This window comes from Microbacterium aurum, from assembly GCF_016907815.1.
Classification (GTDB): Bacteria; Actinomycetota; Actinomycetes; order Actinomycetales; family Microbacteriaceae; genus Microbacterium; species Microbacterium aurum.
Genome location: NZ_JAFBCQ010000001.1, coordinates 646,556 through 660,040 on the forward strand (window position 1 = coordinate 646,556; position 13,485 = coordinate 660,040).

Genomic DNA, 13,485 nt, shown 5'->3' on the forward strand with positions numbered 1-13,485 from the left:
GCCTCGCGGTGGCGCGGCACACCGGCATCAGCGTTCGCCGTGCCTGCGTCTCGGTGTTCTCCTCTGCTCGACGCTAGCGGCCGCGATGTGGAGGCGACTACGCGGTGTCGCCGCACGCAGGCGGGCGGCGCATATGAGATCCAAGCTCCGACGATGCTGCGGTGCTCAGAGTGTGGGCGATCCGTGCTGATGTACAGGTGATCGCCGTCGATGACATCAGCGGCGATTTGCCGGGCCTAAGCATGGCTCGAGCACAACCGATGACGCGGCCGGCGAGTGAGCCCAGCGGAATAGGCAGCCCTTCTCGCTGTCGTCCATGCGCACGAAAGGGGCTCGCGTATACGCCGCACGAATCTACGACGCACGGCACCGCGGACACTCGCAGGGATCGATATCACCGCTAACGTCAACGACCAGGCCGATGCAATGGCCATGGCGGTCGAAGACGCAGTCGGTGCAGACCTTGTGGCCGTCGGACGCGAGCATGCGGCGGAGGGTTGCGGCGTCGATCTCGAGGAGCTCCTCGACACGCGCGTGGTCCCATCCACGCCGGTCGAGGATGATCGCCAGCTCACGCTGCGTCTTGCGATGCTGCGCGGAACGGCGACGGTACGCGGCGGCGTTCTCCTCTGACGGCGCTCACTGAAATTCCCCAGTTCTGCTCATCGAAGTTCCCCACCCTGGGTCGCTCCGCCGCATGAGGCGGGCCTCCCTCGATGCTGGTGGTCTCTGACCACGCACCAGCTCGAGAGAGGCCCTGTTCTTCATGCTTTCAGAGGAGGACGACGTGGATATCCACGCGCTCAGACGGCAGGGGATGACGATCAGCGAGATCGCCCGCCGCACCGACCATGACCGCAAGACGATCCGGGCGTATCTGTCCGGGCAGCGCACCCCTGGGGTGCGTAAGCGGACCGTTCCGGACGCGTTCGACGTGTTCGTCGCGTATGTGACCGCGCGGCTGATCGAGGACCCGCACTTATGGGTCATCACGCTGCTGGACGAGCTGCGCCAGCTGGGTTACGCCGGGTCGTATCAGTCGTTGACGCGGCAGATCCGCGACCGGGGGCTGCGGCCGGCGTGCGTCGCGTGCGCGCACGTCACGAAGCGGCCGAACGCGGTCATCGAGCATCCGCCCGGCGAGGAGACCCAGTTCGACTGGGTCGAGCTCCCTGACCCGCCCGCGTCGTGGGGGTTCGGTCACAAGAAGGCCTACGCTCTGGTCGGGTCGCTTGCCCACTCCGGCATCTGGCGGGGCGTGCTGTCTCCCTCGATGGACCTGCCGCATCTGCTGGCTGCGATGACGACCCTGCTGGGGTTGCTGGGCGGCCTCACCCGGGACTGGCGGTTCGACCGGATGACCACGGTCCTCAAGCAGGGCACCAGCGACCTGACGCCGATGTTCGCCGCGTTCGCCAAGCACCACGCGGTGACGGTCATCGCGTGCCGGCCCCGCTCAGGGAACCGGAAAGGCGTGGTCGAGAAGAACAACCACACCGCCGCGCAACGCTGGTGGCGGACCGTCCCCGACGAGCTCACCTTGGAGCAGGCGCAAGCCAGCTTCGAGGCGTTCGCGACGGGGCAGGACGACCGGCCACGCCAGACCGAGACGGGGAACACGACCGCGAAAGCGATGTTCGCCGCGGAGCGGCTGCGTCCGCTTCCCCAGTCGGTGTTCCCCGTCGTGGTGGCCGAGGAGCGCACCGCGACCCGGCAGGCGTTGATCGACTGGCGCGGGAACCGGTACTCCGTCCCGCCAGAACTCGCCGCAGCGAAGGTGATCGTCTCACAGCCGCTCGGCGCCGCAGTGATCGACATCGCCACCGTCTCGGGCGCCGTGATCGCTCGCCACAAGGTCGCCGAGCCCGGCCTCGGAGTCACGATCCGCGACACCGGCCACGTCACCGCGCTTGAAGCCATCGCCCTCGCCTCGGCGCCGCCGGGACGCCCGCACCGGCGCAAGGAACGCATCCCGCCCGGGACCGCCGCACTCCGCGCCGCCGCCGTGCTCACCGGCACCGGCGCACCCTCCACGACCGTGATCGATCTGGCCGCTTACGAGCAGGCCGCGAAGAACAGGAACACCCTCCAATGACCACCCCCGCCAAGACCGCGGCCAGCGTCTACCAGCAGCTGCGCGGCCACCTCACCGACCTGAAACTCGCCGACGCCGCCGAGGCGCTGCCCGCCGTGCTGGACCAGGCCACCGCCGAGGGATGGACCCTCACCCACACCCTGGAGCGGCTCCTCGCGATCGAGGTCACCGCGACCGATGCGCGGCGCCTGACCGGCAGGTTCCGGTTCGCGAACCTGCCCACCGGCGCCACCCTCGACGACTTCGACCTAGATTCCGCCTCCGGCATAGACCGGTCGCTGCTGACAGAGCTGGGCACCTGCCGATACCTCGAGACCGCGACCAACGTGCTCCTAATCGGCCCGCCCGGGGTCGGGAAGACCCACATCGCGACCGGGCTCGGCCACGCCGCCGTCACCGCCGGCTACCGGGTCTACTTCACCTCCGCCGCCGACCTCGCCGCCCGCTGCCACCGCGCCGCGATCGAAGGGAAATGGGCGACCATGATGCGGTTCTTCGCCGGCCCCACACTCCTGATCATCGATGAACTCGGCTACCTCCCGCTACCCGGCGAAGCCGCGTCCGCACTGTTCCAGGTCATCAACCAGCGCTACCTCAAAACCTCGATCGTGCTCACCACGAACCGGCCCGTCGGCGCCTGGGGCGAGATCCTCGGCGACACCACCGTCGCCGCCGCCATGCTCGACCGGCTCCTACACCGATCCGTCGTCATCACACTCGACGGCGCCTCCTACCGGCTCTGTGAGTCTTGAACCGGCTGGTCCGGGACCGGCTGCCAGGATGGTGTCGGCCGCCTCGCTCGGCGTGTGACTCATACCGGCTATGTCCTCCTCGTGGAGTGTCTTCATTGCGGACATGTCCACGCTGAGCGGGTGGCCGGCGCCGTCCCGGCCCACTTGGCGACTTGATCAGAAGACTGCCCGATCCCGCGGGGTCGTGGCCCATCACAGAGCTGTCCCAGTGACTCCTTCCCGGTCCGGCACCGGCCTCAGCGACCGGTCCTGTTCCCAGATCAAGGAAGGAGCGTCGATCGCCATGGCCATCGTCGCGCATACCCATCCATTTGTCATCGGAGTCGACGCTCACGCGAAGACGCATACCCTGGCGATCCTCGCTGCACCGTTGGGAGAACTGGTCGACACTGCACAGTTCCCGACCACTCACGCGGGTCTTCAACGCGCAATCGACTGGGCCGGGCGGCGCACCGGCGCGGACCTGGACGTTTTGTGGGTCATCGAGGGGATCGGCTCCTACGGGGCGCGACTCGCGCAGACGGTCGCGCAGACCGGCTACCAGGTCGCTGAAGCACCCCGGATGAATGCGCGCACGAACCGAGGGGTGGGCAAGTCCGACCCGCTTGATGCCCGCCGAATCGCAGCAGCTGCGCTGCCGCTGGAGATCACGCACCTGAGGAACCCACGCGACGACGACGGTGAACGCGCCGCTCTGCGCGTGCTCGTCACCGCCCGAGAACACATGACCACCGAACGCACCGGCACCATCAACGCGCTCACCGCGCTGCTGCGGACTGTCAACCTCGGCATCGACGCCCGCCGACCATTGACCAGCACTCAGGTCACCGAGATCACCCGGTGGCGTGCCCGGGCCGAAACAGTCGCTGCCGCTACGGCCCGCGCCGAAGCCATCCGTCTCGCCAAACGAGTGACCGCCCTCAATGACGAACTCGCCGAGAACAGGTTACGAATGGAAGCGCTCGTTCATGCCACTCCAGCGGCGACACTGCTTGACGAGCCTGGCATCGGTGTCGTGACGGCCGCGATCACGATGACCGCCTGGTCACACGTCGGTCGGCTCCGCTCCGAGGCCGCGTTCGCGTCTCTCGCCGGTGTCAACCCCATCCCCGCCTCTTCCGGAAACACCGCCCGACACCGTCTCAACCGTGGCGGTGACAGGCGGCTGAACCGAGCCCTGCACATGGCCGTCGTCACCCGCATGCGCTGCGACCCCGCCACCCGCGCCTACGTCGAACGACGCCGCACCGAAGGCCGCACCAACAAGGAGATCCGCCGCTGCCTCAAGCGCTACCTCGCCCGACGGATCTATCGTCAACTGAACCGTGCCGTAACGCCGACTTGACACACATAGAAGAGTCCGCAACCACCACGCCGCAGCCGACGAACTCCGCCGCGCCACCACCGGCACAAACCTGCGCTAACCTACCCACGCGACCTGAGGAACTTCGATGAGCAACTCTGAGGAAAATCGCTGAGCGCCGTCACCTCGCCGGCGGGATCGTTGAAGCTAGGCTCGGACTGATTCATTGTGCTGCTCTCTGTAGCGGATTGGATCTGCGAGAGCGGCTTCTGTGATTGGCGTCCGGGGGCCGCTCTCGCTGTACGTCTAGATATACGACCGCGACACGACACCGGCAAACCGGCCTGTGGATATCTGTGTGGAGAAACTGCGCGACACGCCGGTCACCATGTGGGCAGAACCTGTGGAAACACGTTTCTGAGAGCTGTGCAAAACGAGTTACACCCGCGTAATTCCGCGGATCCGGGGCCGGATGTCTTGTGGATTACCAAAATGTTTGAATTGTGGGCTGAAAGCCCCATCTCGGAGACGCACATGGGGACAAGAAAGGGGACAGTTCGGGGGAATGTCAAGAGCCGGCGTGCGTGTGCCTCAAATCCGCACCGGCATAGTCGGAGCTACTTTCCGTCGTGAGCAAGACATCCTCGAACGTAGAGGAGTAGCGCACGCACCGGCGGTGAGATGGCGGTGAGTCCCTCGAAGTCGGTGCCGTACTCGCGCTCGAGGTCGCTGAGCAGGTGAGCCAGCTGACGGTGGCCGACACGCAGACCGAACCCGTCGCGAAGGCTCATTCCTTCGCTGAGGGAGAGCAAGAACTCGTAACCGGCGGCGCCGGACTCGGAGTCCAGGTTCGTCAACACGAACCACAGAAGATCCACGACTGCGCGACTAGCGTCCGCGTCCGACGCGTAATTGAGCTCGCCTGCAGTTGAACCCCGGAGGATCGCTGCTTGAATGGCGGGGTCGTTGAACCGGTCGAACACAGCCGGATTGAGCGCGTAGCCGTGGCGACGGACAGCGCTGATACGAGGCTCCACCGTCTGACTCAACCGCCGTGATTCGTAGAGCAGGTGAGCGATGGTCGCGAAGACCTCCGCGTGGGTAGGGGGGATGCCCGACGCCACATAGCGCTCGTGCTCGCTCCATTCGAACGGCCAGAGTGCGAAGTTCCTGTTGATTGGCGGCATCGGATTGGTTGCGGTGGGAGCGGCGGCGGCCACGAGAAGGTTGCTGTCGTGCAGCTGCCCGAGCTGGCCGAGCCGGGGCTCTAGTGCTCTGAGCAGACTGCGATACTGCTCGTGCTGTCCCAGCCACTCAGCGACGGAACGTAGGACCGTGCGCTCTCTCGTCCATGGTGTTCCGCCACCGGGAGAGGCGGGTTCGCGGGGCAGACGCCAGACGTGGGTCACGGTGCTGTCGTCGGTGCTGTCGTCCTGGCTGCTCTTGCGCGAGAGCGTGTTCACGTGAGTCGCCCACGCTGATGATGACTCGGGGTGCGCGACGACGACGAAGTATCGGGTGCGGAAGCTCTGAGAGACCTTCCGAAGCTCGCGACTGATCGAGGTGAGCAGACGCCCTGAGGCAACTACCCCGGCGCAGACGAGGATTGTGCTGCCCTCGGGAAGCTCGGCGAGCGTGACGGTGTCGGAGCGCGTCCATTGGTGCCAGTGCTGTCCAGGCTTCCCGTTGGGCTGTCCTCCGAACATCAGCGTCGCGAAGTGTTCGCCGACGAGCCTCGAGTCCTCGTCCAGCAGAGACAGCACGACCGATACATCGGCGGGATCGGCGACCGCCTCTGCGAGTTTTTCGCGCAGCCGCTTGTCGAGCGAGGAATCGTTGGCGAGCGGGAACAGCGACCCCAACCTTGTTGACACCCCTCGGTCACGTTGCAGGGGGCCGCTCGCGGGGTCGTAGGTGATCGCCCCGCACCCGAAGAGATCGAAGAAGTAGTCCGACCCATCGAACTTCACGAGGTCATCGTCCGACCTGTCCCGCTTGCCGTCGAGCGGGCGGTCTTTGAAGGTAGGCATGCGAAGAGCGATCACGCCCGTCTCCGGGAAGAATGAATCGCCGGCGAGCCTGATCTCCCCGCTACCCTGCCTGCACAGGTCGCAGGCGTCTGACTCGTACGTCTCGTATGGCCTCAGGTGCGATTCACGGTCGGCGCGAGCGGCGACCAGGTCGCGGTCTGTGAGGTCGCAGATAAGCGTCCCGTGGTCTTCTTTCCACTCTTGCGTGTTGAGGTAAAACAGGGTGACCACGCGGTCAGCGGGCAGTTTCTTCTTGCGTCCTACCTTCTCTCCCATGGACCCTGATGTCGAGCTCGAGATCAGCACGATGTCGGTGGGTTTGGGCCGCAGTTGAGTATCGAGGCCGTCGTAGCCGCTGAACGATTCGACACGGGTCGGCGGGGTTCGCCCGAGACGCCGCGCCAGGTCCGCGAAGGCGTAGCCAACGGGGGCGATACTCGCGGAGTCCACCCACACTGTCGCGGTGTCCACGCTTGCGGCGAGATGCCTCAGCAGAAGCAAGGCGAGGAAGTGTGCGTGCTGTACGCGGGCTACGGCTTGGCCGCCTCGCATGAAGTATTGCGAGTGGGAGCCGCCGGGGTGGGCGAAATGAAACCCCGCAGTTGCGCAAGCCAAGCCGTCGCTGTCGCTGAACAGCTGACGCGCGCCCTCCAGAAGAACCTCGCGAGTCACCGTCGGCGTGAGCTCGATGCGCCCGTCCGCGCGGATCTCTCCTTGCTCCGATAGCTCCCCTTCGGCGTTGACGGCGAAGTATCGGTAGTGGATGTCGAGCCCGCTATGCCTGTCCGGCAGCCGTTCGAGGGCGCGCAGCTGATCGCATGTAGTAGCCAGATCAGCGGGGTAGACGAACCACAATTCTGTCAACTCAGCGCGCGGCTGCACATAGCTCCGGAGTGGGCCGAGGAAGGCGTCGTTAGGTGTGAAATCGATGCCACACCAGTGCAGCGCGATGAATTGCCTCTTGTCGGGCGCGCCGGCGTCCGCGACGTAGATGAAACGTTCCTCGTCTACATGGCTGCGTCTCTCGCTCAATCTCCCACCCCAATGTCAACGGGGTAGGCGATGGTCACTGCCGTCCCCACGCGGGGACCGACAACGAAGTCCGCCTCGCTCGGCGGGATCCAGTCGACCAGAACGGAGGGCGGTGCGGGTCGGGCGATCTCGCCGAGCGGTTCGAACTCTGTGGTGACGAAGTCGCGGAGCACCTCGACAGTCCCGGTGCGGATGGACATGTAGCCACGGAGGTTCGCGAGTGACTGCTGGACACGCGCGAGTCCGATGTTTCCGAGCATTCGCCGGCGGGACCGCAGGCTCTTCGCTAGCGCCTTGGTCAGGTAGCCGACTTCGGTTTCGGGAGCGTACAAGTGGCCCTCACCGATGCTCATCGCCGCCGAACGCGCCAGGCCGATGCCACTGTCGACCACAGTTATCGTGCCAATGCTGAGGCTGTCTACTCGCCTGCCGGTGAGGGACTGGGTGTGGTTGGCGACAGCGACGACGTACCTCACGAATTGGGGGTCGAACGTCATCGCGGCGGCGAGCTCTTCTCGGCCGTAGCGGTACTCCCGGAATGTGACGGCGCGACAGTTCGCCCCGGTCCGCCCGCCCGCGTGTTCGAGCGCATGCCATTCCGTGTTCTGTACCAACTCGAAAAGGATCTCGCCGATCTCCTCCTGAAGCGGTTTGGGCTGCTGACGAACAGTAGTGGCCAGCTCATACGCGAGCCCGCGAGGACGGGGCGCTCGCGTGCTCAGCGGCACAAAATCCCCTCCCGCGTCCAACGATGCGCGGGTGATGTGAGTCGGCGCCTCAGGGGGCGCCTCATGCTCGCCAAACTCAGAGAAGGGCTTGCGGAGGGGTTCCGACGTGCCGGCAGTCGGCCACACATCGTGATAGAGCGTCCGAGCTGACTCCTCGATGGCGAGGTTTCCCTCCCAGCGTTCGTGCAGTTCGGGGCTCGTGTTATTTGTGAAGGTGTGCTCAGCGAGCAGGATCGACGACGTCGGTGCCTCGCCGTCACCGTGATGCACGGTCAGCCGATTTCGTGCCTCCAGGGCTTCGCGAGCGATAGGGGCGACGTCGTCGGTGATGTCGCGTCCATCACATCGCACCGAGCTCGCGAGGAAGACCGCAAGGATGAGGAGATCGGACAGATCCTCGCCGGCCGTGAGGTCCGGGGACTGCTCCGGCAACTCGAGGATCCGCTCATCGAAGTTCTGCCCCCAGGTCAGAACCAGCTGAAGCCATGCGCTGCTTTGACCGGGGGTGGTAGGTCGGAGGTCGGCCGCGAGCCGAAGTGTGACCGTGCTGCGGGGATCAGTCTCTCCAAGGATCTCGTGTGCGTGACGCACTTGTGCGCGGGTGGAGTCGGGTCGAAGCTCGATTACTGTCAACTCGACCCCCTTTCCATCGTCGGCGCAGACGCTCGCCAGCTTAGTGATTGCGCGTGCCCTGCCCTATGCGGCGGAACCGTGTGCCATAGACGAGATGTACGCGGCGCCGATTAGACCGACCTTCACCTGCCAGCTCAGAGGGGCACACTGAACGGGTTCTCGGTGCTGGCCACCCATCCGTGTGACGGGCACAGCCCGGCGAGCCGGATGGAGTCGTCGACATGCCCGGGCTCGAGCGGGAGCCCACAGTGCGGGCAGTCGCGCCCGGGTGGAAGACCGTCGCTGTCCACGCCGTCGGTAGCCGTCACGGGAACGACTCTCGCACCCTTCCAGCTGGGCGTCCATGGCGGCGGGCATCGTGAGCTGACGATGGCGTTTCTCCGCCAGCCGAACCGGTCGGACAGTTTCGGCCATCGCCCGCACGCATGTGGATATGCCAGCCCGACGCACAACCAGCAGCACCGGAACCCCCCGAGCACGCCGCGAGCGTGCGCGCGCGCTCCGCCGGCGGAGGCGGGGTAGGCGGGTTGCGCAGTGGTTCGGCGGCTTGGCCGTCAGTGCCTCGTACGAAGTGATCTGCGGGGTGCCAGACCGGGTCTTCGACCACCTCGGGTGACTCAATGTGGCAAGTCTCCGGGCGCCCTGCTGGGAATGCCAGTTCGGTTTCGCGCTCGGCGTAGGGATGGACGCCTCCTCCGCGGCATGCCCGCCTTGAATGCGCCACAACGACGCCAGGAGCAACACGAAGGCCGCTGGCAGGATTGTGATGAAGAGGTGCACGATCTCTACCCTGCGGCGACTCGTGGGACGATCACCGGCAGGCTGCGCAGGTCAGTGCCAGCGAGGCATGCTCGCGCGCAGGTTGGCGCGCCATCCACCAGCGAGACACCGACTCAACGCGAAGAGTCCAGGTCAGCGGAGATATCCTGAAGCGCTGCCAAGGTCTGCCAAGGTGGGTGGCAAGGTCATAACCTGGGAAAATCCCAGATGAGAGAATGAAAAAATGACACCTGCCAAGGTTGGCAAGTGCGGAAAGGGCATCTATAGAGACTGAAAGCAAGTAGGTGCCCCCTTTTACCTCTACTACTTACTTTTTTCTCTCATAGAACTACATCTACTACTTGCCAGACTTTCCATACCCCTTCGACCCCTTGAAAACACTGGGGTCGAACCTGCCAAGGTGACCTTGGCAGCACCTTGGCAGACTTGCCAAAACCAGCCGGAAACGCCTGTTTCGGTGTGGCGCAGGCTTATAGCCTCACGAAACGTGGAGAAATATTTCTCGTGATTTCGTGAGGCCCCACGGAATGTGGAGAAATATTTCGGCCGATTCTGTGAGGTTGTCACCGTAGAGTCGATCCATGCAGCGTGTTCGACCCCTCGTTGGCGCCGTTCGGATCACCAGAGGCATGACGCAGACCGATGTCGCGGCGGCTACAGGAGTCTCCCAAGCTGTCGTCTCCGGGATCGAAGCCGGCCGAGTGACGCCGGATCAGGTGTGGATGGATCGAGTTGCGGCGGTCCTGGATGCTGACGCGGCGCAACTCGCGACACCCGCACCCGAGACCCGCGTCCTTCATCGGCTGCCCGCGTCGGCCCCTCGTCGGGCGGTCGCCGCGGCGCACGCCGAGCTCGCGGTGGCGCATGCGGAACGCAGGGGAGACGAAGCGTTCGTTACGACGCAGACGAGTGGTGACCCCGCCGAACTCGCTCAGTCGGTCAGGCGTGCCTGGCAGCTAGACGCAGGGCCACTGCTCAACGTCCGACGGGCAGCGGAGATGCATGGCGTGACGTGCCTCCCCCGAAACATCAACCCGTTGCGCGCGGATGCGGTCGGGAGTTGGCCTGTGGGTGCTCGCGGTATCGTCCTCATATCCCACGAGGCAGACGTCGCGAACCTGCGCATCGCGGTCGCGCACGAGATTGGTCACGCGGTAATCGGCGATGGAGACGAAGAGGGCGCGGACGCGTTTGCGCGAGAGTTCCTGCTCCCCGCGCCCGATGTCTACTCAGACCTCGGCGCATTGACGGATTCGACTCTCAAGGTGATAGCCGAGCGGTGGGGTGTGCCGGGATCGTTCCTCGTGCGTCGCGCCCTGTATGCAGGGGTGATCACGGCGCATCGGCACCGGGTGCTTCTAGCTAGTGCGCGCAGTCACCCTAGAGTCAGGCCAGCCTCTTGAAGGGTGGCTCAGCGAAGTACTCAGTTGACGTCATCGCGCACGATGCGCTCGCTCTCGAAGAGATCGGTGACCTTCGGAGCCTCTTCGATGACGAGTATCTCGGCGAGTTCGGGCCCTGGGATCCGGAGCAGCCATACGGCTACGCCGGTCACGACGTCCATGTCATTGCCCGAGATGGTGACAAGGTGGTCGGTCACGTCGGCTGGGCACGCAGAACCATCGGAGTTGGCGCTTCCGAGTTGGCCGTAGCAGGTGTCGGGGGCGTTCTCGTTTCGCGGCACGCGCGGGGCGAGCATGTGGGTCGACAACTTATGCGCCGCGCGACCGCGTCCATGGCGGACTCGGGCGGTATCGAGTTCGGCTACCTGGGTTGCCGCGAGGAAGTCGTCCGCTTCTATGTCTCGTGTGGATGGCAACGGTTATCCGCGGTCGAACACTCGATTTCGCGCAGTGGCCGCCCCATGGTTCATGACTCTGGACCGCCGCTTCTCATATTTCCAGTCGCCCGAGCGGTTGCCGCATGGCCCGAGGGCGCCATTGATCTGCGCGGCCGCGCATGGTGATCGAGCCAGCCGCCACCTCGGTAGCGGCAAAGCCCCGGCGGGTTCTACCGTTAGACATGTCTAATGGGTCTATTAAAAAGGGTGTGCTTTCACGGGCCTCTTGTAGATCCTTGAATGCGATGTGGGATCAGGAGAAGGCGACAACTCTCGGCGTGACGCTGCGGCGACTGCGCATCGAGAGGGGGCTGTCCCAGGAGGCACTGGCCTACCAGTCAGGAATCACCAAGAACCAGCTCCAGCTCATCGAGTCGGGCCGCGCGTCTGGAAGACGCGATGAAGCCGGATCCTCCAACCCCCGCATGGCGACGCTGATAGGCCTCGCGGATGTGCTCGGAGTGGCGGCGTCGGAGATACTGCGAAGCGCCGACCTCTAGGCTGCGCCGCCTTCCCTGGGCGTGAGTAATCGGAGAACGAGGCCGGCGTAGTCAAGACTCGGATCCTCGAGGAGCGCCGTGAGCTCGCGCAGCAGCCGAACTGCCTCGACCGAGTCCGTCGCCGCGCTGTCACGGATGCGTCCGACGAGCAGCACCCGCGACGTGGCCCTGAGGGTACCCACATACGGTGCTGTCGGGTCGTTGTATTCCGCCGGGCTGTCTTTCCACCAGACGATGTAGCCGACACCGGTCTGGGCGTTGAAGCGACATCCGTGTACTCCCGGTAGGGACCGTGTGTCGTGGATTTTGCCGTGTGCATCGCCGTGATAGCGGATCACGGTCGGCGCCCGGTCGGGGTCCATGAGCTCGATCACGTAGGCGGCGCCTGACTGGGTCGTCGCCAGGTAGACGCCGGGTGGGGAGGTGTCGGAGACCTCTGTGAGCACCTCTATGCGTGCCGTGAGCTCGTCGACGAGCTGCTCTGCTTCGCGTTCGTGCATGTTCACACCATCAGTCGGGTAAGAGGCGGGTGGCCTAGGCGGACCAGGCGGCGGCCGTGCGGTTCGCGGCGAGCAGCACCTCATTGAGGTGCCCGGCATGGAGGCGGTCAATGTGGGTCTCGCGTGCGTCGCCGGTCTTCGTGATTGTTGGTTCTGCGTTCAGCCACAGCGCCCACATCCACGGGTCCGCGCTACCGGACTGCAACGTTCGAAGGACTTGCTGGAGTCCGGGGGCGACGATGCCGTTCGAGACCTGGAACGCGGGGTAAACGGGGACGCCATCGGCTGCATAGACGCGGAGGATGCGCAGGTCGTCAGCGTCGGAGAGGACATCGTTCGGCGTTGTGTGCAGCGCTTTGGCGAACGAGGCCGTGCTGTAGGCAGGCCCAACGATCTCGGCCCAAGCGTTCCCGGGCGACGGGGCTGCGGGAGCGTCTCGTGTCGGCTGGTGCTCACGGAGGACAGTCACGAAGTCTGCAGCTCGGGGCGCGACTTCGGGGCCCCAGTCGTCGAGGACGGCGTGGGCGGTGGCTTCGCTGACTCGGTCTTCGTCGACGAGATCTATGAGCGGCCAGATCGCGGCGGTGCTGGTGCCGAACAGTCCGCGCAGCGCGGCGTGGAGCTCGGCCTGTGCGGGCGTCAGCATGCCGCCGGCTGCCCGCTGCTGTTCCTCGAGCTCGGCCAGGTGCTGTGCGCGCAACGTCCGGTGTCCTTCCGGGGCGGATGCCAGGGTTAGCCACGTCTCCAGAGCCGCGACGTCGGGCGCCCGCAGCCCGGTGAGGAACGTGGTCACTCTGTGGATGCGGGTCAGGGGCCGGTCCGCTGGTCTCCGCCCTGCCATGAGGCATCGGCGTCCTTCGCCTGGCTCGTCGTCCACCAAGACCAGCGGGCGGCCATCGAAGCGTTGAGCAAGCTGCCACGCTTTCCATCCCCCAGGCGAGAGGGAACGCTTGCCAGGGACGCCTACTGCGACAGGAAGGTCCGGCAGGCCGAGCACGGGCGAGAAGTACACGTTCGCGAACTCTTGCCAGGTCGTCGCCCACCGAACATCCACGCCGCGGCGCACCAGATCTCGGACCCACTCGACGCCCACACGCGAGAAGTACTCCACCTCGGTCGAGAGTCCGTCGTCGTCCCACTCGGGCTCTCCATGCATGAATCCGTGCGGGTAGTTGTCGCGGGTCATCGTGATCGTATGCGCGACGAGCTGCTCGCTCGGCAGATTGGTGAGGGCTCGGATTACCCCGTCCATGTCGAGGGCAACGACAGGTCGATAGCGCTGATCCGTCATG

General features: G+C 65.3%; 11 protein-coding genes. 7 read left to right on the plus strand and 4 right to left on the minus strand.

Annotation, left to right across the window (positions count from 1 at the left end):
* Positions 1-432 precede the first annotated feature (432 nt).
* The 4 genes from JOD60_RS03230 to JOD60_RS03245 all read left to right on the plus strand — a co-directional run bounded on the left by JOD60_RS03230 (position 433) and on the right by JOD60_RS03245 (position 4,192).
* Positions 433-633, plus strand: coding sequence for a hypothetical protein (locus JOD60_RS03230; RefSeq protein ID WP_076688508.1), 201 nt, complete (start codon positions 433-435; stop codon positions 631-633).
* Positions 634-787: 154 nt separating this feature from the next.
* The gene (locus JOD60_RS03235; RefSeq protein ID WP_443673475.1) at positions 788-2,095 is read left to right on the plus strand and encodes a Mu transposase domain-containing protein; all 1,308 of its coding nucleotides are present in this window, start codon (positions 788-790) and stop codon (positions 2,093-2,095) included.
* A complete protein-coding gene (gene istB, locus JOD60_RS03240; RefSeq protein WP_076688511.1) occupies positions 2,092-2,847 on the plus strand; it encodes an IS21-like element helper ATPase IstB in 756 nt (251 codons plus the stop codon). The genes JOD60_RS03235 and istB overlap by 4 nt, the downstream gene beginning before the upstream one ends.
* A gap of 283 nt (positions 2,848-3,130) precedes the next feature.
* Positions 3,131-4,192: an IS110 family RNA-guided transposase gene (locus JOD60_RS03245; RefSeq protein WP_076688513.1), complete on the plus strand. Its 1,062-nt coding sequence runs from the start codon at positions 3,131-3,133 to the stop codon at positions 4,190-4,192.
* Positions 4,193-4,767: 575 nt separating this feature from the next.
* On the opposite strand, the gene JOD60_RS03250 is transcribed toward JOD60_RS03245, so the two are convergent.
* Together JOD60_RS03250 and JOD60_RS03255 are read right to left on the minus strand one after the other, a co-directional pair.
* Complete coding sequence (locus JOD60_RS03250; protein WP_076688515.1) at positions 4,768-7,212, minus strand: hypothetical protein; 2,445 nt, start codon at positions 7,210-7,212, stop codon at positions 4,768-4,770.
* On the minus strand, positions 7,209-8,573 hold the full coding sequence (locus tag JOD60_RS03255; RefSeq protein WP_157127817.1) for a hypothetical protein: 1,365 nt from the start codon (positions 8,571-8,573) through the stop codon (positions 7,209-7,211). Before JOD60_RS03255 ends, JOD60_RS03250 begins: the two co-directional genes overlap by 4 nt.
* A gap of 1,361 nt (positions 8,574-9,934) precedes the next feature.
* On the opposite strand from JOD60_RS03255, the gene JOD60_RS03260 reads away from it, so the two are divergent.
* The 3 genes from JOD60_RS03260 to JOD60_RS03270 all read left to right on the plus strand — a co-directional run bounded on the left by JOD60_RS03260 (position 9,935) and on the right by JOD60_RS03270 (position 11,693).
* Entirely contained in the window at positions 9,935-10,756 is an 822-nt protein-coding gene (locus tag JOD60_RS03260; RefSeq protein WP_084201865.1) for a helix-turn-helix domain-containing protein, read from the plus strand.
* On the plus strand, positions 10,753-11,319 hold the full coding sequence (locus JOD60_RS03265) for a GNAT family N-acetyltransferase (RefSeq protein ID WP_076688521.1): 567 nt from the start codon (positions 10,753-10,755) through the stop codon (positions 11,317-11,319). Before JOD60_RS03260 ends, JOD60_RS03265 begins: the two co-directional genes overlap by 4 nt.
* Positions 11,320-11,438: 119 nt before the next feature.
* Positions 11,439-11,693, plus strand: coding sequence for a helix-turn-helix domain-containing protein (locus JOD60_RS03270; RefSeq protein ID WP_076688523.1), 255 nt, complete (start codon positions 11,439-11,441; stop codon positions 11,691-11,693).
* Here the strand turns inward: JOD60_RS03270 and JOD60_RS03275 are convergent.
* Together JOD60_RS03275 and JOD60_RS03280 are read right to left on the minus strand one after the other, a co-directional pair.
* Positions 11,690-12,193, minus strand: a complete 504-nt coding sequence (locus JOD60_RS03275; RefSeq protein ID WP_157127818.1) for a hypothetical protein — start codon at positions 12,191-12,193, stop codon at positions 11,690-11,692. The genes JOD60_RS03270 and JOD60_RS03275 overlap by 4 nt on opposite strands.
* A 34-nt stretch (positions 12,194-12,227) precedes the next feature.
* A complete protein-coding gene (locus tag JOD60_RS03280) occupies positions 12,228-13,484 on the minus strand; it encodes a hypothetical protein (protein WP_076688527.1) in 1,257 nt (418 codons plus the stop codon).
* Position 13,485: the final 1 nt, after the last annotated feature.